At 36.8% G+C, this 25,460-nt stretch carries 25 protein-coding genes and 1 riboswitch; of the genes, 7 read left to right on the top strand and 18 right to left on the bottom strand.

All coding sequences use genetic code 11. The features are described from left to right. Positions 1–3: 3 nt before the first annotated feature. The 3 genes from RHO11_08055 to RHO11_08045 form a co-directional block, all read right to left on the bottom strand. Positions 4–1,161 (bottom strand): sugar diacid recognition domain-containing protein, encoded by a 1,158-nt coding sequence (locus RHO11_08055; GenBank protein WVD60454.1) that lies wholly within the window; start codon positions 1,159–1,161, stop codon positions 4–6. Positions 1,162–1,229: 68 nt separating this feature from the next. Next, positions 1,230–2,372, bottom strand: coding sequence for a glycerate kinase (locus RHO11_08050; protein WVD60453.1), 1,143 nt, complete (start codon positions 2,370–2,372; stop codon positions 1,230–1,232). A 15-nt stretch (positions 2,373–2,387) separates the two neighbouring features. Continuing rightward, complete coding sequence (locus RHO11_08045; GenBank protein ID WVD60452.1) at positions 2,388–3,689, bottom strand: SLC13 family permease; 1,302 nt, start codon at positions 3,687–3,689, stop codon at positions 2,388–2,390. A 285-nt stretch (positions 3,690–3,974) separates the two neighbouring features. Here RHO11_08045 and RHO11_08040 point away from each other — a divergent pair, with 285 nt between their 5' ends. Continuing rightward, positions 3,975–5,894 (top strand): ABC transporter ATP-binding protein, encoded by a 1,920-nt coding sequence (locus RHO11_08040; GenBank protein WVD60451.1) that lies wholly within the window; start codon positions 3,975–3,977, stop codon positions 5,892–5,894. Positions 5,895–5,909: 15 nt separating this feature from the next. On the opposite strand, the gene RHO11_08035 is transcribed toward RHO11_08040, so the two are convergent. The 9 genes from RHO11_08035 to gutQ all read right to left on the bottom strand — a co-directional run bounded on the left by RHO11_08035 (position 5,910) and on the right by gutQ (position 14,273). Next, on the bottom strand, positions 5,910–6,932 hold the full coding sequence (locus RHO11_08035; protein WVD60450.1) for a DUF481 domain-containing protein: 1,023 nt from the start codon (positions 6,930–6,932) through the stop codon (positions 5,910–5,912). A 20-nt stretch (positions 6,933–6,952) separates the two neighbouring features. Then, on the bottom strand, positions 6,953–8,320 hold the full coding sequence (trkA, locus tag RHO11_08030) for a Trk system potassium transporter TrkA (protein WVD60449.1): 1,368 nt from the start codon (positions 8,318–8,320) through the stop codon (positions 6,953–6,955). A 28-nt stretch (positions 8,321–8,348) separates the two neighbouring features. After that, on the bottom strand, positions 8,349–9,347 hold the full coding sequence (gene trpS / locus RHO11_08025) for a tryptophan--tRNA ligase (GenBank protein ID WVD60448.1): 999 nt from the start codon (positions 9,345–9,347) through the stop codon (positions 8,349–8,351). 33 nt (positions 9,348–9,380) lie between these two features. Continuing rightward, positions 9,381–10,070, bottom strand: a complete 690-nt coding sequence (locus tag RHO11_08020; GenBank protein WVD60447.1) for a phosphoglycolate phosphatase — start codon at positions 10,068–10,070, stop codon at positions 9,381–9,383. 1 nt (position 10,071) lies between these two features. Next, positions 10,072–10,749, bottom strand: coding sequence for a ribulose-phosphate 3-epimerase (gene rpe / locus RHO11_08015; protein WVD60446.1), 678 nt, complete (start codon positions 10,747–10,749; stop codon positions 10,072–10,074). A 108-nt stretch (positions 10,750–10,857) separates the two neighbouring features. Further along, the gene (locus RHO11_08010; protein ID WVD60445.1) at positions 10,858–11,670 is read right to left on the bottom strand and encodes a Dam family site-specific DNA-(adenine-N6)-methyltransferase; all 813 of its coding nucleotides are present in this window, start codon (positions 11,668–11,670) and stop codon (positions 10,858–10,860) included. 40 nt (positions 11,671–11,710) lie between these two features. Beyond that, on the bottom strand, positions 11,711–12,454 hold the full coding sequence (locus RHO11_08005; protein ID WVD60444.1) for an SPOR domain-containing protein: 744 nt from the start codon (positions 12,452–12,454) through the stop codon (positions 11,711–11,713). 65 nt (positions 12,455–12,519) lie between these two features. After that, positions 12,520–13,041, bottom strand: a complete 522-nt coding sequence (aroK, locus tag RHO11_08000; protein ID WVD60443.1) for a shikimate kinase AroK — start codon at positions 13,039–13,041, stop codon at positions 12,520–12,522. 254 nt (positions 13,042–13,295) lie between these two features. Then, positions 13,296–14,273, bottom strand: coding sequence for an arabinose-5-phosphate isomerase GutQ (gene gutQ / locus RHO11_07995; protein ID WVD60442.1), 978 nt, complete (start codon positions 14,271–14,273; stop codon positions 13,296–13,298). Between the two features lie 169 nt (positions 14,274–14,442). Next, positions 14,443–14,536, top strand: a riboswitch (TPP riboswitch). Between the two features lie 41 nt (positions 14,537–14,577). Between gutQ and thiM the strand changes: the two genes are divergently transcribed. The 3 genes from thiM to thiD are packed head-to-tail and all read left to right on the top strand — an operon-like array spanning position 14,578 to position 16,822. After that, the gene (gene thiM, locus RHO11_07990) at positions 14,578–15,363 is read left to right on the top strand and encodes a hydroxyethylthiazole kinase (protein ID WVD60441.1); all 786 of its coding nucleotides are present in this window, start codon (positions 14,578–14,580) and stop codon (positions 15,361–15,363) included. A 10-nt stretch (positions 15,364–15,373) separates the two neighbouring features. Then, positions 15,374–16,027, top strand: a complete 654-nt coding sequence (thiE, locus tag RHO11_07985) for a thiamine phosphate synthase (protein ID WVD60440.1) — start codon at positions 15,374–15,376, stop codon at positions 16,025–16,027. 3 nt (positions 16,028–16,030) lie between these two features. After that, entirely contained in the window at positions 16,031–16,822 is a 792-nt protein-coding gene (gene thiD, locus RHO11_07980) for a bifunctional hydroxymethylpyrimidine kinase/phosphomethylpyrimidine kinase (protein ID WVD60439.1), read from the top strand. Positions 16,823–16,869: 47 nt separating this feature from the next. On the opposite strand, the gene RHO11_07975 is transcribed toward thiD, so the two are convergent. The 5 genes from RHO11_07975 to RHO11_07955 all read right to left on the bottom strand — a co-directional run bounded on the left by RHO11_07975 (position 16,870) and on the right by RHO11_07955 (position 22,023). Continuing rightward, positions 16,870–18,231 (bottom strand): FAD-binding oxidoreductase, encoded by a 1,362-nt coding sequence (locus RHO11_07975; GenBank protein ID WVD60438.1) that lies wholly within the window; start codon positions 18,229–18,231, stop codon positions 16,870–16,872. 8 nt (positions 18,232–18,239) lie between these two features. Then, positions 18,240–18,908: a methionine ABC transporter permease gene (locus tag RHO11_07970; protein WVD60437.1), complete on the bottom strand. Its 669-nt coding sequence runs from the start codon at positions 18,906–18,908 to the stop codon at positions 18,240–18,242. Next, positions 18,905–19,921 (bottom strand): ATP-binding cassette domain-containing protein, encoded by a 1,017-nt coding sequence (locus tag RHO11_07965; protein WVD60436.1) that lies wholly within the window; start codon positions 19,919–19,921, stop codon positions 18,905–18,907. Before RHO11_07965 ends, RHO11_07970 begins: the two co-directional genes overlap by 4 nt. 117 nt (positions 19,922–20,038) lie before the next feature. Continuing rightward, a complete protein-coding gene (locus RHO11_07960; GenBank protein WVD60435.1) occupies positions 20,039–20,869 on the bottom strand; it encodes a MetQ/NlpA family ABC transporter substrate-binding protein in 831 nt (276 codons plus the stop codon). Continuing rightward, positions 20,863–22,023 (bottom strand): aminotransferase class I/II-fold pyridoxal phosphate-dependent enzyme, encoded by a 1,161-nt coding sequence (locus tag RHO11_07955; protein ID WVD60434.1) that lies wholly within the window; start codon positions 22,021–22,023, stop codon positions 20,863–20,865. Before RHO11_07955 ends, RHO11_07960 begins: the two co-directional genes overlap by 7 nt. A gap of 167 nt (positions 22,024–22,190) precedes the next feature. On the opposite strand from RHO11_07955, the gene ubiD reads away from it, so the two are divergent. Both ubiD and RHO11_07945 read left to right on the top strand, forming a co-directional pair. Next, positions 22,191–23,654, top strand: coding sequence for a 4-hydroxy-3-polyprenylbenzoate decarboxylase (gene ubiD, locus RHO11_07950; GenBank protein WVD60433.1), 1,464 nt, complete (start codon positions 22,191–22,193; stop codon positions 23,652–23,654). A gap of 35 nt (positions 23,655–23,689) precedes the next feature. Further along, positions 23,690–24,271, top strand: a complete 582-nt coding sequence (locus RHO11_07945) for a hypothetical protein (GenBank protein WVD60432.1) — start codon at positions 23,690–23,692, stop codon at positions 24,269–24,271. A gap of 111 nt (positions 24,272–24,382) precedes the next feature. Here the strand turns inward: RHO11_07945 and RHO11_07940 are convergent, their stop codons facing one another. Beyond that, a complete protein-coding gene (locus RHO11_07940) occupies positions 24,383–24,850 on the bottom strand; it encodes a hypothetical protein (GenBank protein ID WVD60431.1) in 468 nt (155 codons plus the stop codon). 180 nt (positions 24,851–25,030) lie between these two features. Between RHO11_07940 and rplK the strand changes: the two genes are divergently transcribed. Beyond that, positions 25,031–25,459: a 50S ribosomal protein L11 gene (rplK, locus tag RHO11_07935; GenBank protein ID WVD60430.1), complete on the top strand. Its 429-nt coding sequence runs from the start codon at positions 25,031–25,033 to the stop codon at positions 25,457–25,459. Position 25,460 lies beyond the last annotated feature (1 nt).

The raw sequence follows: 25,460 nt of genomic DNA, 5'->3' as shown, positions 1-25,460 counted from the left end.
TTACTATTTTTCTTGAATGGTCAGTGCAAGATAGAGTAATAACTGATTTTCAAATAATTTCATATCTAACTGAGTAATCTCCGAAATTTTTTTTAGCCGATATTCTAGCGTATTACGGTGGATTGCCAGCTCATTCGCTGTATCTGTTGCTTGTAAATTATTTTTAAACCAAATTTTTAGCGTATCAATTAACACTTCGGAAGTATCTGCCGATTTCAGTTTATTCAATTGTCTTGTGAGTTCAAATGTTTGCCAGCTTGCTTCAAGCGTATTTAATAAGGTCGGTAGTAGATAATCTTGATAAACGTAGCAACAAGTATTGGGCGCACGTTCCTTACCGATTGCCAGCGCGGCTAATGCGGTTTGATAGGATTTAGTAATATTGTTGATATCATTAGTAAAAAAGTTACCTAATGAAATTTTGATATTTAAGTTATTTATCTTTTTGATTTTATCAACGAGCGAATACATTTTTTGTTTTTGGTAAATTGCGTCCCAATAGCCAAAAGTATTTAATGCTGGCATCAATAAAACTAAACAGCTTAACGACTTTATTGCAACTAAATTACTTGAATCTAATTTTAATAAATAGTTGTGTAACTGATTCAATTGATCCATGGCTGTTTCGATACCTAATTGGCCAGTTTCAATGTCAATAATAGCAACAAAACGAGGTATTGATAAATCTACGCCAATCCTTGTTGACCACTCTTTTAAATGATTGGGTAATTGTTCATTCTGAATTAAATGAAGCACAATATCTTCATGTAGACGTTTATTTTTTGTCATTTCATTAATTAATGATGCTTGTTCCATCATCATTTCTGCTGACATTTTGACCAGCTCACCAAATTGAAATAATTGTTTGGGATCACCTGTTAAACCAATCACACCAACTAAATGATTATTAATAGTCAGTGGTAAATTAACCCCCGGTTTTGCACCGAAAAGGGTTTTTACGCTATCTTCAGTAATAGTTACGATACGTTTTTGTGACAAGACAAGTAGAGCACCCTCATGTAATTCACCGATTCGTTTCGGATCACCACTACCAATAATATAGCCTTTGTTATCCATTACGTTAATATTACAATCAATAATTTGCATTGTTCTATTAACGATTTGTTGTGCTAATTGTGGATCTAATAAATTATTTAGCATAAAAGGACCTGATTATTTAATAAGTAACATGGCTATTGGGTGCAACTGTTATATCATTAATTAGGCATCTATTTTACCATTTTTATTAACCGTGCAATATTTTCACTGGTTCTTTCGATATTTTGAAAACCGTTGGCTAATAAATCCTCAATTTTGGCAGCACCAGGAACGATACCAAAAATAGTATCAATTCCTTCTGCATAAAGTTCATCAATATTTTTACCAATAGTTCCAGCTAAGGCAATAACAGGAATTTTATTCGCTTTGGCTACTTGCGCTACACCATATGGCGTCTTACCAAATTTTGTTTGAAAATCGATACCACCTTCACCAGTGAAACAAAAATCAGCACCCGCGAGTTTATTGTGTAATTGTGTGTATTTTATGACAATATTAATCCCTTTTTCCATTTTACTATTGGTAAAGGCCATCAAACCAGCACCAAGTCCCCCTGCGGCACCCGCTCCAGGAATCGTTGCAATATCTTTATTAAGTTGTTGTTTGATAATATCAGCATAATGTTTAAGATTGCTATCCAGCTGTTTTACCATTTCAGGCGTCGCCCCTTTTTGTGGACCAAACACAAATGACGCGCCGTGTTCGCCACATAATGGATTGCTGACATCGCTAGCAATTATAAAATCAATACTCTGCAAATTTGGATCAACATTGCTCATATCAATTTTTGATAACTTATTTAGAGCACCGCCTCCAAAGGGTAAATGCTGTCCCTGATCATCATAAAATTGTACACCCAAGGCTTGTGCCATTCCTGCGCCACCATCATTAGTAGCACTTCCACCAATACCTAATATAATTTTTTTTATTCCTTTTTTCATACAGGCAATAATTAGTTCACCTGTACCGTAGGTTGTGGTGATTAACGGATTTCGCTGTTCTTTAGCAACCAGTTGGATACCGCTTGCTGATGCCATTTCAATAACGGCAGTCTGTTTATCCCCTAAAATTCCATAATGAGCAATCACTTTATTACCTAATGGTCCTGTCACTTCAAGGGAATAGAGCGTTCCTCCTGTTGCATCAACTAATGACTGTGTTGTACCTTCTCCGCCGTCAGCCATAGGGACATGAATATAGTTAGCATCAGGGAAAACTTTTTTTAAACCTGACTCCATTGCCATACATACTTCTTTTGCTGTCATACTTTCTTTAAAGGAATCGGGTGCTAGGACAAATGTTTTTTGTTTCATACTGTTTTTCCTCTTTTAGAGAATAAAGCCATAAATAATGGTTGCAATAACGGTCATCGTACCGCCGACCATTGCTTCATAAGGGATTAATTTCATACGTTGCTTTATTGACATATTCATGCTGCTTGCTGTGACATGGAAGTAGTTTCCTTGAGGTAAAGAGTCAATTACTGTTGCCCCAGTATGCATCATTACCGCAGCACTGAGTGCAGGAACGCCCATATCTAAAATTGCTGAGCCAAATGTTCCTGTTGCGAGTATGACACCCGTCGAAGTAGATGCAGTAGCTGCTGCCATTAATATACCCGATATTGGTGCTAGGTATATTCCAGAAATTCCAATATAATCAATAATATTAATCACTTGTTTTGCTAGGTCTGATGCACCAATTAATCCTGCAATCGCACCGGCACCAATTAAAATAAGCACCGTTGCGGTCATTTTTTCAATTCCAGACTTTGTATAAGCGATAATTTTTTTTCGTTTTCCCATTGCGATCATGCCGATAATACCCGCAATAGGTAATACATATAATGCATCAATTTTCAAATTGGCTAATACCTCAATGTGTAAGATAGCGCCGATTGGGCTTAGCATTAATAGTACTATTGCAACAACTGGCGTTACGATTGCTGTTGCTAGTGTTGGTAAGTTATTTTGTTCTTTAGTATTTTTCTGTAGTTCGATGACTTCTTGATCTGAAATTTTATCGCCACGATTTTTAATTAATGATGCCACAAAAACGGTAGCAAGTAATCCGAATATAGCCGGTATTAGACCTGCTAGCATGACATCACTTAAACTTAAATGAAAACCATTTGCCGCAGCAATAGTATTCGGATTGGGCGAGATAATATTACCCGCTTTTCCTCCGCCCGATAGCGCTAATAGTAATGCTAAACGGGAAATCCCCATTTTATTACCGACAGATAGTGCAATTGGCGCAACGATTAACACTGCAACAGGAATAAATACGCCTGACGCTGTTATGACACAAGTTGCTAATGCTAATGCCAATAATGCTTTTTTTTCACCTAGTTTTCTGACTATTGTTTGTGCTATTGTTTCTGCTGCACCAGACTCCATCATTACGCCAGCGAGTACGCCTGCTGCAAGAACTCTAATTACGGTTCCCATAATACTTTGGGTTCCTGAAATGAGGATTGATATCGTTTCAACTAAATTAGCACCACCAATGAGCGAGCCCACAATAGCACCTAAAAATAGTGAGTAAACGGGATTTATCCCTTTTAATATCAGCAAAATAGCTAGAAATAAACCAGACAATGCGCCATACCAGCTGAGTAACTCTAACATCGTCGTTCTCCTTATATGAATAAGATTCAATAATTATTAATTGGTTTGGATATTTATCATTAATATCATGCGAGTTAACTTTATTATGAAGAAAATGTTTTTTCTATGTGGATTTGCCCAAAAAAATAAGATAATTCAATGAAATATTTCAACAATCGTATAAATGGTAGTGAGTTAAATCACATTTTCGTTATTGGACAACAAAAGTACCAATGAATAAAATTCGTTATTGTCCTATTTTTTTGCTAGCATAGACGCCTAAAAAGTTAAGTTAGATATAAGAATATGATTACCCTATCTTCAATACAGATTCGCCGCGGTACTAATTTATTATTGGATAATGCCTCAGCTAAAATTAACCCGGGTCAAAAAGTTGGTTTGGTTGGTAAAAATGGTTGTGGAAAATCGACACTTTTTGCATTGATAAAAGGTGAAATTGTTGCTGATGCTGGCGATGTTTCCCTACCAAGTCATTGGGAACTCGCTTGGGTTAATCAAGAAACTCCGGCTGTTAATATTTCGGCAATTGAGTATGCCATTGATGGTGATAGGGAGTTTCGCAAATTAGAAACACAGCTAGCAATCGCTAATGACAATAATGATGGTAATAAAATTGCTACCATTCATAGTCAGCTTGATATGATCGATGCTTGGACTATTCAGGCTAGAGCTGCATCTTTGCTCAATGGACTCGGTTTTTCTCAAGAACAATTAGCGCAGCCCGTTGAATCTTTTTCGGGGGGGTGGCGAATGCGTCTAAATCTAGCGCAAGCACTCATGTGTCGTTCTGATTTATTATTACTCGATGAGCCAACTAACCATTTAGATCTTGATGCTGTGATGTGGTTAGAAAAGTGGCTGAAAAGTTATACCGGAACACTGTTGCTTATCTCTCATGACCGTGATTTTCTTGATCCATTAGTGGATAAAATTATTCATATTGAACAGCAGTCATTATTTGAATATTCGGGTAATTACTCCTCTTTTGAAATTCAACGAGCTACTAAACTCGCGCAGCAACAGTCTTTGTACGAACACCAGCAATTAAAAGTCGCTCATCTACAGAGTTATATCGATCGTTTTAGGGCAAAAGCGACTAAAGCCAAACAAGCACAGAGCCGGATTAAAATGCTTGAAAGAATGGAGAAAATTGCACCTGCTCATGTGGATAATCCATTCCATTTTACTTTTCGTGCCGCCGATTCATTACCAAGCCCTCTATTAACGATGGAAAAAGTTGTGGCAGGTTATGGTGACAAGATTATTTTGGATCATATTAAATTAAATTTAGTACCCGGTTCACGTATTGGGCTATTAGGCCGAAATGGGGCAGGGAAATCGACATTAATTAAATTACTTGCCAGTGAGCTATCGCCGATTTCCGGTAATATTCATTTAGCGAAAGGAATACAACTGGGTTATTTTGCTCAGCATCAATTGGAATATTTGCGAGCGGATGAGTCCCCGCTATGGCATTTAACTCAGATTGCCGATCCCAAAAATACCGAACAGGTGTTACGCAATTATTTAGGTGGATTCGATTTCCGTGGAGATAAAGTGACGGAGTCTGTCAGTACATTTTCTGGTGGAGAGAAAGCGCGTTTAGTATTAGCCCTTATTGTTTGGCAAAGACCGAATCTATTATTGCTCGATGAACCAACAAACCATTTGGATCTTGATATGCGCCAAGCTTTAACCGAAGCGTTAATTGATTTTGAAGGAGCGCTAGTCGTCGTATCACATGATCGGCATTTATTACGTTCAACAACCGATGAATTTTATTTGGTACATAGCGGGCGAGTTGAACAGTTTGATGGCGATTTAGATGATTATCAGAAATGGTTAGCTGATGATCAAAAAGAGAGTCAGATTAAGGACTTGGATAATGAATCGTCGGAATCCGTAACTTCAAATTTATCAGCTCAAGATAAAAAAGAGCAGAAACGACGCGAAGCGGAATTAAGAGCGCAGCTTCAACCCATGAAAAAATTATTACAAAAAACTGAAGTCGCAATGGATAAATTGTCTGGTGAATTAAAAGAGATTGAAGCTCAACTTGCCGACACTTCGATATATGAAACTAGTAAAAAAGAGCAATTAAATCAGTTACTATTAACTCAGAGTAAACTCAAAGCTGAACTTGAAGAGCATGAAATGCAGTGGCTAGATATTCAAGCTGAAATAGAAGCAATGGCTATCAGTTAATATGACTGATAGTCATTACCAAGTTACACCTAATCCTAAAATGTAATTAATATTATTACTGTATCCTTCTTTAGTTCTATCTTTATCTTTATTAAATGTAGAACTAATGACAAACCAATCTGTAACTCGGTATGCAGCCCCAATTGTTGCTGATAGGTCTAACGATACGGTGTCATCAAAACTACGCCCAATTGAACCATTGGTAAATAATCTTAGCGATTTACCATTAAAAAAGCGCTGATAATCCCAACGAATGGTAGCAAGTGGATGGCGAGAACTTTCATTATCTTGGTAGTGCATTTCTTGATAGTTGAGGAGTAGTGATAAGGCAAAAGAACTCAGCTCATTATCCCATAATTGATAACCAGGACCTGTACCAAAACTTTTTTTAGAGGAGATGTCTTCAATCCAATCATGTCGGTATTGAGCACTTGATTGCCAGAAAAACTCAGGGGTAATAAATTTATCTAAGTTATATAACCCAGTATAATAGTAGGTACTTACACTATCATTTTTTAAATTACGCCGTAAATTAGTCGCGACATTATGCCGCCATAAACTATATTTAATTATAAAATTGGTGTCTAGTGAGTATTGTTCAGTTTTTTTCGTACTCTTATCATAAAAAAAACCGCCTTTAATATTACCACTAAAGGAGACTTTATCTAGAAACTCATTTATGGTTTGTTTATATAAAATAAGATTATTGGTAATTGAAACTGTTTGTTCCTCACCCCGTTTATCTACGATGATAATCGCACCATTCTCTTCAGAGGGTTTAATTTCATTAATAAAAAACTTTTGAGCATAGAGATTATTTTTAACAACAGCGGGCTTATCAATGGTGAACGTTTTAACTTCGGTTGCTTTGATTGTTAGAGTACCGGCATATTTTGTCTCTAAAACCATTTTATTATTATCAATAACTTTGACTGATCCTGAAATAATATCACCATTTTTCATCCAAACCGTATCTGCTAAACAGAGAGATGGCCATACGATATATAAAATAAAAAATAGATATTGAGTATAAGGCATAATTATTAATTCATTTTGTATTAAGTTTTAAGTAATTTTTCTATCTCATTAATCACTTTTTTATCAGGTAAAAAGATAATGAGATGATCATTGTCTTCAATAAGTAGATCGCTTTGTGTAATAATGACGTCATCACCTCTTACAATTGCGCCTATCGTTGCTCCTGATGGGAGTTTTATTTTATCAATCGTACGACCAACCAGCTTCGAGGTCTCTTTATCACCATGAGCGACAATTTCAATAACTTCCGATGTTCCCTGACGTAAAGAGACGACTTTTTTCACTCCAGATTGTCTAACGTGACTGAGTAGGGCGGAAATAGTCGCTAATTGAGGTGAAATTGCAATATCAATAACACTATCATTAATGAGCTCAAGATAAGCTTGTCGTTGGATTAGGACGATAACTTTTTTGGCGCCCATCCGTTTGGCAAGCATCGAGGACATAATGTTTGACTCATCATCACTGGTGACTGCGATGAATAGATCAGTGAGTTCGACTTGTTCTTGAGAAAGGAGCTCTTGATCGGCTGATTCGCCATGCAATACTGTTGTGTTAGTTAAGTTCTCGGCAATCAACTCTGCTTTTTGAGCATTACGCTCAATAAGTTTAACTTGATAGTCATTTTCGAGTTTCTTAGCTAATGAAACCGCAATGCTGCCACCACCACTAATCATGATTCTTTTATAAGGTTTTTCGAGTCGTTGTAGCTCGCTGGTAACAGCTTTTATATTTGATGGCTCGGTAATAAAATATACCATGTCGCCAGCCTCAATGATCGTTGAAGCGATTGGACGAATAAATTTTCCTTGGCGGTATATTGCAACAATTTTTACATCAACATGGGGAAGGTGTTCTTGTAACTCTGATAACTCACTACCAACTAAGGCCCCTCCATAGTACGCGGTTACCGCAACTAAATAGACTTTATTCTCGTAAAATGAGGCGATCTGTAACGCACCAGGATACTGTATTAATTGGCTAATATGCTGTGTAATCAATTTTTCTGGTGAAATAATATGATTAATGGGAATGCCATTCTCTGGTGTAAATAGCTGAAATCGCTCATCACTATATTCAACAGCACGAATACGCGCCACTTTTTGCGGAATATTGAAAAGAGAATGGGCAATTTGGCATGCGAGTAAATTTGCTTCATCAGAATTTGTGACCGCTACAAGCATATCAGCACTATCCGCACCTGCATTTTCCAACACTTGTGGATATGAGACTTTACCTTGAATTACACGTAAATCAAATCTCTCTTGTAGCGATTGTAGTTGCTCTTGCTGCTCATCAATAACTGTCACATCGTTTTCATGCTCTGTCACAAGATATTCAGCCAAAGCACTACCAGTTTGGCCTGCACCAAGAATAATAATTTTCATCGTTTAATTACTCGTATGCCATATATTATTATCGAACAAAGCCGATTGCGTCATAGACTTTCGTTAGAGTCTCTTTCGCTCGACTATTCGCTTTACGTGCACCTTCTTGCATAATTTCGTGCAGTAGTACTTCATTATTTCGATAATGGAAATAACGCTCTTGTAACTCACCTAACATCGTTGATACTTGGCTCGCGACTTCACCTTTTAAGTGACCGTACATTTTACCTTCAAACTCTTTTTCTAGGGTTGGAATTGATTTGCCAGTGATTCCCGTTAGGATATCAAGCAAGTTAGATACTCCAGCTTTATTTTTTACATCATATTTGACCAATGGTGGTTCATCTCCATCAGTAAGGGCACGTTTGATCTTCTTCTCAACATCTTTCGGGTTTTCTAATAAACCAATGACGTTGTTACGATTTTCATCAGATTTTGACATTTTTTTAGTCGGATCTTGTAACGACATTACCCTTGCACCAGCCTTAGGAATAAAAGGCTCTGGGACTTTAAAAATATCACCATATAATGCATTAAAACGGGCTGCAATATCACGAGATAGTTCTAAATGTTGTTTCTGATCTTCTCCAACGGGAACCAAATTGGTTTGATAAATCAAAATATCAGCGGCCATTAGCACCGGATAATCAAATAGACCTGCATTAATATTTTCTGCATGTCTTGCCGATTTATCTTTGAATTGGGTCATGCGACTGAGTTCACCAAAATAGGTATAACAGTTAAGAACCCAAGCTAATTCGGCATGAGCGGGGACATGGGATTGTACAAAAACAGTACTTTTATTCGCATCAATACCACAAGCTAAATATAACGCTAATGTATCTAGCGTTGCTTTTTTTAACTTTTCGGCATCTTGGCGTACGGTAATTGCATGTTGATTCACAATGCAATATATGCAATCGTAGTCATCTTGTAGCCCAACCCAGTTTTTTAATGCACCTAGGTAGTTACCTAAAGATAGTTCCCCTGATGGTTGTGCTCCACTAAATACAATTGGCTTGCTCATAATATTTTCCCGTTTTTATTTAAATTCAATAAACTATTTTCTAGCCTCGGCTTTCGGGCTAGGTAAGATGGTTAGTAGATCTTCAAAGTGATCAAAAACATAATCAGGGTTACTTGTTGTGATTGATTCACCGTAGTTATAACCGTATGTTAAACCGACAGTTAAACACTGGGCATTTTTAGCCGCAGAAATATCATTTTTAGAGTCACCAACAAATAATAATTGATCATGAAATAGGCCGAAAGTTGCCATCACTTGATAAAGCGGTGCTGGATGAGGTTTTAACTTAATCACATCTCCGCCACCTAATACTAATGAAAAGTAAGATTCAAGTTTAAGTGATTTTAGCAACGCCGGTAAAAATTGCTTTGGTTTATTGGTGACTAATGCCATTGGATAATGATACTGCTGTAGTTTATCTAATGTTGTTAATACATTTGGGAACAATTGCGTTCCCTCTTCAATTGCATCATCATAATAGCGATTAAAGGCTTCTTTTGCCAATTCAAAGGGGGCATCTGAGCCATTAACAGCAGCTAGTGCTCTTTTTATTAACATATCGATACCATTACCAACCCAAATTTTTACTTGCTCCTTTGTCACCGAGGGTAGGGATAACTGAGCTAGCATTTGTTGAGTTGCCAAAGTAAGTCCAGGTACACTATCAACAAGTGTCCCATCTAAATCAAAAGCAATTGCTTGAATATCAAGTGGTTGTGTCATATTAATTACTCTCTATTGTCGCTAGTTGTTGATTCATTGCATCAATTACTGTTTTATAGTCTGGTTGGCTAAAAATGGCTGAACCCGCCACAAACATATCGGCTCCTGCTTTGGCTATTTTGGCAATATTATCCACTTTAACGCCGCCATCCACTTCTAAACGAATTTGTCTACCTGATTGGTTAATCATCGCTCTTACTTGTTCAATTTTTTTCAGTGTATATGGAATAAATGATTGACCACCAAAACCAGGATTTACCCCCATGATAAGAATGAGGTCAATTTTATCAATAATATAATCAAGACAATCGAGAGAAACGGCTGGGTTTAATACTACCCCTGCTGTACATCCCTGATCTTTTATCAACTGTATTGAGCGATCAAGATGTATCGTTGCTTCAGGATGAATTGATATATTACTTGCACCTGCTTTCGCGAAAGCAGTAATTAATTCATCAACAGGTGAGACCATTAAATGTACATCAATTGGTGCGCTGATACCATAATCTCGTAATGCGCTACAGAACATCGGCCCCATAGTTAAATTAGGTACGTAGTGATTATCCATTACATCAAAATGGACAACATCAGCCCCTGCATTTAATACTTTTTGTGTATCTTCGCCAAGCTTAGCAAAGTTAGCTGATAAAATAGATGGAGCAATTAAATGTTTTTTCATGATTTTGACCTCTTCAATTTTATAGTGAAGACACAATAATCCATCAAATGGTAATGGATTATATAATATAATATCTTGCTTACGACGACTACTAAATGTGTTGTAAAACTATGAATAAAGCGCTAATAACTCATCTATTTTTTTTCTTCCAGAACCATTACTATTAATCGAACGTCTACTGGTGACAGAATGAAGTTTTGCATGTTGATACCAATCACGAGTATCGGTTGTGTCGTGGTTTGATATTAATACTGGAATATCTTTTTTGGCTAGATTTTCGGCGAGTGTAGCAAGATTTTTTTGATCATCAATGCCAAAATCGATTGAATAATAAGAGGTAAAGCTTGAGCTTACTGATAATGGTACATAAGGCGGATCGCAATAGACGACAGAACCTTTTTGTGCATTTTGCATTACCGAATGGTATGAAGCACAGACAAACTCAGCTTTTTGAGCTTTTTCGGAAAAAGCGATAATTTCATCTTCAGGGAAATAAACTCTATCGTAGTTTTGGCCAAATGGTACGTTGAATTCCCCTTTGCTGTTATAACGGCAGAGTCCATTATAACAATGCCGATTTAAATAAAGGAATAGTAAAGATTTTTGGTAATCGCTTTTAGTATAATTAAAAAAATTACGCAGTTCATAAAATGCGGCAGTTTGGTTGTTTTGTGGGTTGAATAATACCCGAGCATCATCAATAAATTTTTCTGGTTGCTCTTTTATCGTGTTAAATAGTGCGATTAAGTCGTGATTGATATCCGCTAAAATATAACGTTCATAATTTGTGTTTAGGAATACAGAACCAGCACCAACAAAAGGCTCGACTAATAAATCGCCTTCTGGTAAATGTTTTATAATTTGTTCCACAAGTGAATACTTACCACCTGCCCATTTAAGAAAAGCACGCTGTTTTTTCAAACAAGGCTCCTATTGATATCAAATAAAGGTGAATGGATGATCATTTCAATGATTTCTCTTTATTAACTAACTCCCCAGATTTGATCCACGGACGACTTTTTTGTAATTCAAGAGATAGCGATGATATAGCTTTTTTTGCATCAGTAATAGTTGAATAGTTTCCTTTTATCAAAACAAACCATGGTTTGTTTTCTCGATAAGTTTCATAGATTTGATAATTAGTTAATTTATTTTGTTTAACAAAATCTAATAAATTTTCAATGGATGAAGAGGAGTTAATTTGGATTGTATAATGATTATTATCCAAAGTGTTTCCTAGAGGAAGTTCATTTTGTTTGAGATCAGCACTGTTATTTTGCCCAGAAAAAGCAACAGAATCCGTTTGTTGTGTATTTAGCTCGTTAATTTTGTTGGCTAAAATATCAATAACTTCGCCTGGAATCTCAATACGTTCCTTACCAGACTCAGCAGTTTGTTGAGACTCTGTTGCTGTTGTCGATATTTTAGGTGGCGTTAATACTTGATATTCATTATTTGAAGTACCATTTGTTGCCGTCTCATCAGTCCCACCTGATTGTGCCGATGATTGAGACGATGGTTGTTGTAATGTCGGTTTTATCAACGCCGTACCAACTAACACTAAAATGATAATTAACGCTAAAATAAGAATAATCCATTTTGTTTTCGATAAAATGGGAGTTTCTAATTTTTCTGGTTGTGGTTTTTGTGGGGAATTAGGGGAAGTATAGCGATCTTCCTGATCAGGACGAATAGGGTCGTTCACTTTTATCTCCTTTCCGTTCATTCGATATATTAGCCAGTATGACTGGCTAATACCTTATAATTTTTTTATATTTGTTCTATTTTTTCAATAATATAACTTGCTACACCTTTAGCGCTTTGCTCATCAGTTTTGATCGTGATGTCAGCAATTTCTTCATATAAAGGTACTCGTTCACCAGCAAGTTCTTCATAAAGTTCTCTTGGTGTATTACCACCTTGTAGTAATGGACGACGTTTATCTTTCTGTGTTCTCGCCATCTGTTTTTCGATAGTCGTTTCCAGATAAACCACTATTCCACGAGCAGATAAACGGTTACGAGTCTCTTTTGATAAAATAGAACCACCGCCAGTAGCAAGAACGACGCCTTGTTTTTCGGTTAATTCATTAATGACTTTTTCTTCTCTTGCACGAAAACCATCTTCGCCTTCCAGATCAAAAATCCAAGCAATGTCTGCACCAGTACGCTTTTCAATCTCCTGATCTGAATCAAAAAAGTCCATACCAAGTTGTTGTGCGATTTGTCTACCAATAGTACTTTTGCCTGCGCCCATTGGGCCAATTAAAAAGATATTACGCTTCTCTGCCATTATAATTTCATCATCTATATTAGTTAAAAAATATACAGTTCAAGCCTAAAAATGTAAGGTAAACTGTAATAGTTAGTCATAGTCTCCGTCTAACGACAAAAATTTAAGGCGATAATTATCGCAGGAGATAGATCTATTTTGCAACAGGAATTTTTTATTATTCATTTTTCTGAGGAATCATAACAGCTTTCTTCCCCTTGTTATATCAATTATTAAATATAATTTTTATTACATCGATTATGTTGGGATTCCTGTTATGCTATTCCAGCTTGGTGTAAATCGTGAATATTAAGAGCGCCAACCAAGTAACCATCATTATCAACAACAGGGGCGGCGGTAATATTGTGATCACTGAACGATTTTAATGCTTCAATCGCTTTCCATGATTCAGGTAAACGATAACCAGGCTGAGTCATAACTGTTTTGATTATATCATGTAATGTACCATTTTTGAGTAATAAACGACGTAAATCACCATCAGTAAAAACGCCAGTTATTTTATTATTTATATCACATACAGCGACTAATCCTAAACCCGTTCTACTAAGCTCTAACATTGCATCAAAAACTGTTGCCGTTTCAGCAATATGAGGGACTCGATCCCCTGTTCTCATTACGTCTTTTACATGGTTTAATAATTTAGCACCTAAACTGCCTGCTGGATGAGAACGTGCAAAATCTTCTTCTTTAAAGCCTTTTGCTCTCATGACTGCAATAGCTAAAGCATCACCCATTAATAGTGTATTGGTTGAACTTGCAGTGGGTGCGAGTCCCATTGGGCAAGCCTCTTTTTCTATACTAATATCTAAAACAGCATCAGCTGATTTCGCTAATGGGGAGTTAAGTCCTCCTGTAATTGCGATAACGGGTACCGCCATCTCTTTTAGTATCGGTAGAATAAGATTAAACTCTTTAGCACGACCAGAGTACGAGATTAAAATAACAATATCATTGGTTGTTACCATCCCTAAATCACCATGTAAAGCTTCTGATGGATGCATAAAAAATGCAGGTGTTCCGGTACTTGCAAGAGAGGCGGCAATTTTTTTACCAATATGACCGGACTTACCAATACCTGAAACAACAACCTTACCTTTAGTTGCCAATACTAATTCACATGCTTTGATAAAATTATGATTGAGCCTCGCTGGTAGCTTTTGAGCCTCATGAAGTTCTAACTCTAATAATTCACGACCATATTGTAACAATTGTGCTTGATTAGTTGAATTCATCTCTATTTATCATGGTTGGTTTTCGACGATGGTTAGTGTAACAATAATCAATTAAAAGTAAAAGCGAGTTTATTTATCATTTTGATTTTTAATGGATAATTCTTATTTCAAATTTTTTTAGTAAATTTACGCTTATTGCTTATTATCAAAATAGTATGCATAATAATTATCGATTGACTCGGGGCGTCGCATTTGCGGCTGAGATAGTACCCGTTGCACCTGATCTGGATCATACCAGCGTAGGGAAGTCTAAACACTTTGCTTAGTGGCATATTCTTCTCTACCTTTACGCTAAGGAGGAAATATGTCTGTAATTACTTCATTTCAAGCTAATCTCGCAATATCTTATATTGAACAACTTCAGTCCCACAAACCTTTAGTACACTGTATGACGAATGATGTTGTACAAAATTTTACGGCTAATGTTTTACTTGCTATAGGCGCAACACCGGCAATGGTATTAGCGAAGGAAGAAGTCATTGATTTTGTAACTATAGCGGATAGCTTATTAATTAATATTGGCACGATTTCTGCTTCGTCGGTTGACAGTATGTTGTTGGCAGCTGAAACAGCAATGAAAACGCATACACCTTGGGTGCTCGATCCTGTTGCTGTTGGTTCGGTATTAGCTTATCGAACTAACATTAATCAAACATTATTATCTTTTCGTCCAACTGTTATTCGCGGTAATGCCTCCGAGATTTTAGCCTTAGTGGGTGAAAAATCCAGCTCAAAAGGCCCCGATAGTCTCGATTCGACAGAGGTAGCCTTACACTGGGCTAGAGAGCTAGCCTTACAGTACCAAACGGTGGTTGCTGTAACTGGTGCAATCGATTATATCACAGATGGTAAAACAGTTTATTCGATTATTGGTGGTGATATTGCGTTAACTAGAGTAACTGGAACGGGATGCTCATTATCAGCAATGGTTGCCGCATTTATTGGATGCACTTCAGATACCTTACTCGCTACGTCGTCAGCTTGTTTTATGATGAAAAAAGCAGGGCAATTAGCAAATAAACATAGTGGCTTAGGCTCTTTTGCAGTTTCATTACTCGATCAACTCTCTTTATTTATCACTCAATATTAAGGAATAGGGTATGCAAAAACGTTTAGATTTATCACTTTATCTTGTTCTTGATCCTAGCTTATGCGGTGGAATTGAAGGAATGGTCAATACGACAAGGGTTGCAGTCGAGAATGGGGTAACTGCAGTACAACTAAGAGCAGAGTCTCCTTTCCATCGTAAAGACTGGTATACCGCCGCATTAGCATTAAAACAGGTATTAATAAGCACCTCGGTACCCTTAATAATTAATGATAATGTCGATATTGCATTAGCTGCTGATGTTGATGGTGTTCATATTGGACAAAATGATTTGCCTGTAAGTGTTGTTCGAAAACTGATTGGTAACAATAAAATCTTAGGGCTATCGGTTTCAAATGAGCAAGAACTCAGTGCTGTTCCATGGTCCGCGATTAATTATTTAGGTGTTGGACCCATTTTCCCAACAACTTCTAAAAAAAATGCGGCACCAGCATTAGGTATAAATCAGTTTGCACAATTAATTAAAAATAAAAAATGTCCAGCTGTCGGTATTGGGGGCATTAATGCGACTAATATTTGTGACGTGATCCAAACGGGTATTGATGGTGTTGCTGTCGTTTCTGCTATTTGTGGGCAAGAGGATATTAAGTCGGCGACACAGCAATTAGTTGCGAAAATTATACATGCAAAACAGAAAGGGAGATGAAAAGTGACGATTTCATTGACGATTGCAGGCTCTGATCCTAGTGGTGGTGCTGGTATCCAAGCTGATTTAAAAACATTTTCAGCCTTAGGCGCTTATGGAATGTCAGTAATAACGGCGCTTACTGCACAAAGTACTCAAGGTGTTGATGCTATTTTTTCTATTCCAGCCAGTTTTGTTCGACAGCAGTTTTCTTCTATTGCACAAGATAGTCAGATTGAAAGTTTAAAAATTGGTATGCTGATGGATCGAGAGATTGTTTTAGCCGTAAGCCAAATTTTAGAGCAAAGTACGATTCATTATATTGTGTTGGATACTGTGATGGTGGCTAAAGGAGGGCACCCTTTGCTAACATCCGATGCGATTGACGCGATTCGAGACTATTTACTACCTAAAGCGACAATTATTACGCCTAATTTACCTGAGGCCGCCGCATTATTAGCTTGTGGTGAAGCAACCAACGAAACTCAAATGTGTGAGCAAGGGATGGAATTATTAAAATTAGGTTGTCAGGCCGTTTTGATGAAGGGCGGACATTTGGTGAGTGATGAAAGTCCTGATTATTTAATTACTCAACAGCAAATTATTCGTTTAACAACTGAAAGAATAAGGACAAAGAATACACATGGTACGGGATGTACATTATCTGCAGCGATTGCGGCATTATTACCGCAAATGCCATTATTTGAGGCCGTGAAAAATGCTAAAAATTATCTTAGCGGAGCTATCGAACATGCAGATTCATTAAAAGTAGGCAAGGGAATCGGACCTACTCACCATTTTTATCGATGGTGGTAGCATCAGCAAGAATGGGCAATTGATACAATAATTGCCCTATTTGTTGATTACTTATTGTTTACGTAAACCTGATTATTTAAGATATTTTTTTTATCCAAAGTCTGTTTAATACTTTGCATCACTAAACGATTTTCTAAGGGGATAGCTGCATTAAAGTATTTGACTTTGGCGGTACCAATACCATGCTCAGCTGATGGCAGTCCATGTAATTCATGACATTTTTGATAAAGTCCATTATGAATTTCGGTCAATTTTTGCTGCCATTGTTCGTCATCAAGATTATCGCGTAAAATACATAAATGGATATTACCATCGCCAGCATGACCAAAAGCGAGCAATCGTACCTTAGTTTGTTGCTCAAGCTGTTTGGTATAAGCAATAAAATCTGCAATACGATTGATTGGTACAACTATATCAATCGGATCTTGCTGGGTCACAGATTCAACAGCCCGTACTAATGATCCTCTTATTGTCCAAATTTGGTTCGTTTCTTCGGCTGATTTTGGGATTGCATAATCAACTTGACCAAGGGCATTAATTAAATGCTGTCGCTGTTTGTCGATATCATCATTATCCATACCATCTAACATCACCAGTAGATAAGCTTTAGCATGCGGTAATGGAAATTTATATCCACAATAATTTTCACCCCACTGAGCTACTTTTTGTTCAACAAACTCTAATGCTGTTGGCGTTAATGTTTTTAAAATTGTTGTTACATTAGCAATCGCTTTCTCAATACTATCAAAACCAAAAACAATAGTTTGAATCGCTTTAGGTTTAGCTATCAGCTTTAAAGTACACTTGGTGATAATGCCTAAGGTGCCTTCACTACCGATAAATAGATGCTTAAGTGATAGTCCGGTATTATCTTTGACATTTTTACTACCAATATTGAGCAAGGTACCATCGGCAAGTATTACTTCTAAGGCTTGTACATAGTCACGGGTTACGCCATATTTGACTGCTCGCATACCACCCGCATTGGTACTAATATTACCCGCGATGGTTGAGCGTTTTTCCCCTGGATCGGGAGGATAGAATAATCCATACTGTTCAACATATTGTTGAACATCTTTCAAAAAGATGCCGGCTTCAACTGTAATTGTAAATGTATCAGGATCGAGTTCGATAATATTATTCATTAATGACATGTCTAATATGATGCCACCATTAGGAATTGTTGAGCCAACTAGGTTAGAGCCTGCGCCTCTCGCTGTCACACCAATACCATATTGGTTAGCTAATTTCATTATCGCGATGATTTCTTGTGTATCTTTTGGCTTGATCAGTACGTCTGCTTCGCCAAACTGGGCATGTAAACCGTCACTTAGATACTGCTTTTCGATACTTTCTTTTGTGAAAATCCGACTTTGATCGCTAATGATTGTTATTAATTGTTTTAGCATGTTGTTACCTATTTTTTATGTTTATCTAAATAGCTAGCCACAAAATCACCCAAAAATTGTAATAATTGCACAATAATAACAAGTATCACAATACAGATAATTAATAACCAGGTCTCATAACGTTGATAGCCATAGCGAATAGCTAAATCACCAATTCCACCGCCGCCAACAATTCCAGCCATTGCACTATAACCAATGAGTGAAATCACTGTAACTGTTGCATGACGAACTAATTGGGCAAATGCTTCAGGGAATAAGATACCCGTGATAATTCGCCAATTAGAGGCGCCGCTGGCTACTGCTGCTTCAATAACACCATTATCGACTTGGCTAAAGGCGTTTTCAGCTAAGCGACCATAAAATGCGATCGCAGCAATTGATAATGGAAATATGACAGCTTTAGGACCGATAGAGGTACCAACTAAATAAAATCCAACAGGTAATACGGCAACCATCAAAATTAAAAAAGGAATTGATCGAGTCGCATTAACAATAAATCCAGCAATTTGATTGATGATGCGATTTTTAAAAAAGAAACGGTTAGTCGTTAGAAAGAGAAATAGCCCGATAATAGTACCAAATACGATTGCAGCTAACAGTGACCAACCAACCATAACTAGTGTCTCTTTGGCTGCAACCCAAAGTAAGTGACAAAGTTCATCAAAGGAGATATTCATTTTATATCCTCCACTATTACGTGGTGCTTTTTAAGTAGTTCAACTAGCATTTGAATATTTTTAGGCTCGCCACTTAATTCAACAACTAAAGTACCTAAAGCTTTATCATTAAAATACTCAATAAAACCGTGCAGTATGTTAAATGTTACATGGCTTGCTTTAGCGGATTCAAATAAAACCGGCTGAGTTGCATTTTCACTGATATAGCGAAGTCTAAATAATTGACCTTTAACATTATTTTTTACAATATCTGGTAAGGTTGTTGATTCATTAATATTGAGGAATGATTGCGTAAATGTTTTTTGCGGGCCAGCAAACATATCAAAGGTGTTATTTAATTCAATAATTTCACCTTTCGACATGACGGCAACACGGTGGCAGATTTTTTTGACAACATCAATTTCATGAGTGATTAAGACTATTGTGATTTTAAATTCGCGATTGAGTTTTTTTAGTAACTCCAATATGGATGTTGTGGTTTGTGGGTCGAGCGCACTAGTCGCTTCATCACATAACAATATTCTGGCATTATTGGCAAGTGCTCTTGCGATTCCGACTCGTTGTTTTTGCCCGCCACTAAGTTCTGAGGGATAAGCATTCGCTTTATTACTCAAATCCACGAGTTGTAGTAACTCCATCACTCTTTTTTTGACTTGTTCACCTTTTTTCCCAGCTGCTTTTAAGACAAAAGCAATATTTTCGTAAACAGTTTTAGAGGAGGCTAAATTAAAATTTTGAAAAATCATCCCCACTTGAAAGCGGAAAGATTGTAAGCTTGAACCAGATAGATAACGGATATTTTGACCATTAACATAGATATCACCGGTTGAGGGATCAGTAAGACGATTTAATGTTCTTACTAACGTACTTTTACCTGCACCACTAGAACCAATAATACCAAAGATTTCTCCTTCATTAACATCGAAAGAGACGTTTTTTACAGCATCAATCGTTTGACCTTTAGCGGAGAAGGAGACTGATACATTTTTTACGCGAATAAGTGGGATATTCATTAATTACTCGTTTAAATGATTGACTATGGGAGCTTGAATTGCATTTTAGCGCAATTTTTATGATTATAAAAACACTAAACAAACGCTTGATGGTCTGTTTAGTGTTATTTTTGCAAACTAATTTGCTAATTGATATAGCTGATAATCTGGTTTTTGAAAGCTATAGAAAATATCGTCTTTATTATCAATAACCCGATTGAAATCATCAGATGTAACAACCTCAACAATATCTTTACCTAATGTATCTATATCGCTAGTACGAATAACGATGACATTTTTTAGGTCTTTATCTAATGTTTCGGTATATAGCGCCGTCGATAAATCCAGACCTGCACCAATAGCATAGTTACCATTGACGACTGATAATACAGCACTGTCGAGCGCGCGTGGTGTCTGTGGCGCTTCAATTGGCACAATAACTAATTGATAAGGGTTTTCAATGATATCTTTTGGCATTACATCATTTGGATTAATTGCTGGGTTAAGTTTAATTAGTCCCGCAGCTTGTAGGATTCTTAAAGCTCTTGCTTCGTTTGTCACATCGTTAGATATTGTGACTTGATCACCGGGTTTTAACTGTGAAAAATCAGTGATTTTGTTTGAAAAAATCCCAGCGCCAGCTGTTGGTACAAAAGCCACCGCTGTTAAGTCTAAGTTTCTGGCCTGCTTAAAGTTATTTAAGTAAGATAGGTGCTGAAATAAGTTAATATCAATTTCATGGTTAGCAAGGGCAATGTTTGGTTGGACATAATCGCTAAATTCACGAATCTCAATTGTGTAACCTTTTTTCTCTAAACCAGGCGCAATTGCTTTTTTGAACATATCGCCATATGGACCAGCAGCAACGCCTACTGTTAATGTATGACTATCTTTATTGTCACCACATCCGGTTAGGGTAAAAGCGGTAAAAAGTAGTGCTAAGCCAACACTAATAATCTTTTTTAACATGGTAATTTTTCCTTTAGGGTAGATAAACGACTCAATGCCGAGCGTAACGTTTGTTCTTTTTTAGCATAATGAAAGCGAATATAGCGATACTCTTTTTCTTTAAAAAACGCCGAACCTGGTACTGCGGCCACGCCGACTTCTTTGATTAACCATTCACAAAATTCAATATCTGTTGCAAAAGGGTTAAAGGATGAAATATCAACCAGCACATAATAAGCACCTTGAGGTTCATAATAACTTAAGCCTATATCATCTAAGCCAGCTAAAAATAGTTTACGTTTTTCACTATAAGTTTGGGCTAATTGTTGATAATAGTCATCATTAAATGCGAGTCCTGCACAAGCTGCTTTTTGCAGTGGCGCTGCGGCACCGACAGTTAAAAAATCATGAATCATTTTACAACCATCGATAATATGTTTATCCGCAATAATATGACCTAATCGCCAACCCGTGATTGAGTATGTTTTAGAAAGCGAGCTACAGGTAATGGTTAGTTTGTCCATTCCCGGTAGACTTGCTAAATAGATATGTTGATAAGGTGCATAAATGATATGTTCATACACTTCATCGGTAATGACATAAGTGTTGAACTCGATTGCTAATTGCGCAATGTATTCTAGTTCTTCTCGATTAAATACCTTACCACAAGGATTACTTGGGTTACATAAGATCATCGCTTTAGCACCTTGCTCAAACGCAGCCCTAAGCTGTTGTTTATCGAAGGTAAATGTTGGTGGAATTAAAGGTACATAAATGGGTTCTGCATCAGATAAAATCGCATCAGCACCATAATTTTCATAAAATGGTGAAAAAATAATAACCTTATCTTTCGGATTACATACGGTCATGACAGCACACATCATCGCTTCGGTACTACCACAAGTGACCAGTACATTTTCATCTGGATTGATGGCAATATTCATCAATTTTTGTTGTTTTTTAGCCAGTAACTGTCTAAATTCGACAGAACCCCAAGTAATCTCATACTGATGAGGACCATTATCAGCAGCTTGTTTTAAGGCTTCAATCAATTCTTTAGGCGGATCAAAATCCGGGAAGCCTTGTGATAAATTAATCGCATTATATTTATTGGCAATGCGCGTCATTCGACGAATAATTGAATCAGAAAAATGTTGTAGTCGATTTGCTAGCATAGTGTTAATCCATCACAAAAATAAGAAAGTAAGTTATTATAATATAATTAGTTTAAAACAATATTACACAAAATACCTATATATTCTTATAGCTTTTGTTTATAACTTGAAGTTCATTAATGGATAACTTAAAGTAGTCACATAATTTATTATTGATTGAGATAATTGTGAAATATACCGATTTTAGAGATTTTATTACTCAGCTTGAAGAGCAGGGCGAATTAAAACGTATTAGCTATCCTGTCGATCCTTACTTAGAGATGACTGAAATTTCAGATCGCGTTTTGCGTAGTGGTGGACCTGCCTTATTATTTGAAAATCCAATTGGTTATGACATGCCCGTATTATGCAATCTATTTGGTACACCAAAACGTGTTGCGATGGGAATGGGGCAACAAGATGTGTCTGCATTGCGCGATATTGGACATTTGCTTGCATTCTTACGTGAACCTGAACCACCAAAAGGGATTCGTCATTTTTTTGCAGATTTACCGAAGTATAAACAAGTATTAAATATGCCTGTTAAGCAACGGTCTTCAGCTCCGTGTCAGGATGTCGTGTTGAAAGATGATGAAGTCGATTTAATGCAGCTTCCTATTATGCACTGTTGGCCTGATGATGTTGCGCCATTGGTAACATGGGGATTGACGATTACAAAAGGTCCTTATAAAGAACGACAAAATTTAGGTGTTTACCGTTTACAGCGATTAGCCAAAAATAAATTGATTATGCGTTGGTTATCTCATCGTGGTGGAGCGATTGATTTTCAAGAATGGCAAAAAGAGCATCCAGGTGAAAAATTTCCGGTCGTTGTGGCATTAGGTGCAGATCCTGCCACTATTTTAGGCGCAGTAACGCCTGTACCTGATACATTATCTGAATATGCTTTTGCTGGTTTACTTAGAGGTTGTAAAACCGAAGTTGTTAAAGCGTTGTCTTGCGATTTGGATGTGCCAGCAACGGCTGAGATTGTATTAGAAGGTTATATTGATCCAAATGAAATTGCAGCAGAAGGTCCTTATGGTGATCACACTGGTTACTATAATGAAGTAGAACAGTTTGCCGTTTTCACTATTACCCATTTGACGCGCCGCAAAGATGCTATCTATCATTCAACCCATACCGGGCGCCCACCTGATGAACCGTCGGTATTGGGATTAGCGCTGAATGAAGTCTTTATTCCTATTTTGCAAAAACAATTTCCTGAAATTGTTGATTTCTATCTTCCGCCTGAAGGTTGCTCATATCGGGTTGCCGTTGTGACAATTAAAAAACGCTATGCTGGACATGCTAAGCGGGTCATGATGGGAGTATGGTCGTATCTGAGACAATTTATGTATACCAAATTCGTTATTGTTTGTGATGATGATATTAATGCGCGAGATTGGAAAGATGTAATTTGGGCGATCTCTACACGGATGGATCCAAAACGTGATATGACATTTATTGAACATACTCCAATTGATTATCTTGATTTTGCTTCACCTATTTCTGGTTTAGGATCTAAGGTCGGATTGGATGCGACGTCAAAATGGCCAGGGGAAACCAATCGTGAATGGGGACGTATTATTAAAAAAGATCCAAAAGTCGTTGCTCATATTGATGAGATTTGGCAACAACTCGGCTTATAATCAATGTCATATTTGATAAATAGAGTAACAATATAATGAATCGTTTGATATTTACGGTGTTACTGTTTTTTGTTGTTAGCTGTGATAAGCAGTTTGATGCCCCAGGAAATGTGACATTTTTACCCAATAAAAATATCACATTTGATAATTCGCGTGTTTATTCTCAACAGACTCCCTTTACCGGTACTTTGCGTGGTTATAATATTGATAATAATCCAGAATGTCCTGATGAGATCACGGTTGACTTTGTTGACGGACGTATTCAAGGTAGAGCACAAGCTATCACATTAGAGGATATTGATGTTTTATATCAGATTAATGATGGTAAGCTTAATGGCTGGTCAGTAGTATTAGTTTCTCGAATACTTTATCAAAATGATAAGCCTGTGGAATGTAAATTATCTAAGTTAGGCATGGAATTCGGCTCTGATTTAGATTGTTCAAGATTCCTTGCAGATGATCCCGCATCAAGTTCTATGATCACGACGGGAAGTTCGGTAAATAATACGTTCTATGATCTATTGAATCAGATCAATCAGCATCAATTTACCCGTAATGACATTAATAATCGGTGTTGGGAGGTTTATACATATGGTCAAAAAGCGTTACAAGAGTAACTTATAAAACATCAATCCTTTAACCTAACATATTTGAGTTCAGTATCTTTTTTATACTAAATTAAGCCTTTACAACAAGATAATAACGAAGCCGTGTTTAGCTATTCGTTATTATCGTATATAAGATAGGTCAAATCTGTCTAAAATAATTTCAGCAAGCTGATTAAAATATTGGCTATTATAGTGCCAGCTTACGAGTAACAATAGGATACATAATATAAAGGGAAGATAGAACAAAATAGCCATAAAGGCACTTGTTTCAAAAGTTATTTTATAAACCAAGTGAAATATTAATGCTGTGATTAAATAAACCCATAAGGCAATAAGTGCTATAATAATAGCCTTAAATGAGATAATTCCCCAAATAGTAATATTATTGATATCAATGTGGCTATGTTGGGATGGTATTTTAAAATAAAAATATGCGGGAGCAACGGTTAGCACAAAGATGAGTATAACGGCTAGAATTGCTAATCTAAATGATGTTAATCCCTTGACTAAAGCATTCACGCCAACTAGCCATAGCGAGCAGACTGCGAGACCAGCAATTATTAATATCAATACAACATTCTCAGCCATAGTTTTTTATTTTTATATAGTTGTTATTAAAGTAATTATATAAGTAAGTGAGTTATATTTAAAATAACTATTGCAATTTTTTTATATTTATTGCAAAATATCGCCCTCATTTTAACTTAGGGGAGCTGTCTGTTATCGGTTTAACAGAGGCGCATGTACCCGAGATAAGGAAACTTAAAAATGGCAAAGAAAGTTCAAGCCTACATCAAGTTGCAAGTAGCAGCTGGTGCAGCAAATCCTAGCCCACCAGTTGGTCCTGCTTTAGGTCAACACGGTGTGAATATCATGGAATTCTGTAAAGCATTTAATGCTAGAACAGAAGGTATGGAAAAAGGTTTACCAACTCCGGTTGTTATTACTGTTTATTCTGACCGTTCTTTCACTTTTATCACCAAAACTCCTCCTGCAGCTGTATTACTTAAAAAAGCAGCTAAAATCAAGTCTGGTTCTGGCGAACCTAACAAGAAGAAAGTAGGTAAAATTACTAGCGCACAAATTCGCGAAATCGCAGAATTAAAAGCAGCTGATATGAATGGTGCAACTATTGAGACTATGATGCGTTCTATTGAAGGAACAGCTCGCTCAATGGGTCTGGAAGTGGAGGGTTAAT

The organism is Orbaceae bacterium BiB (assembly GCA_036251205.1).
Taxonomy (GTDB): domain Bacteria; phylum Pseudomonadota; class Gammaproteobacteria; order Enterobacterales; family Orbaceae; genus Orbus; species Orbus mooreae.
Note: the sequence above shows the minus strand (reverse complement) of the source record. Positions and strands in the feature narration are given on the sequence as shown.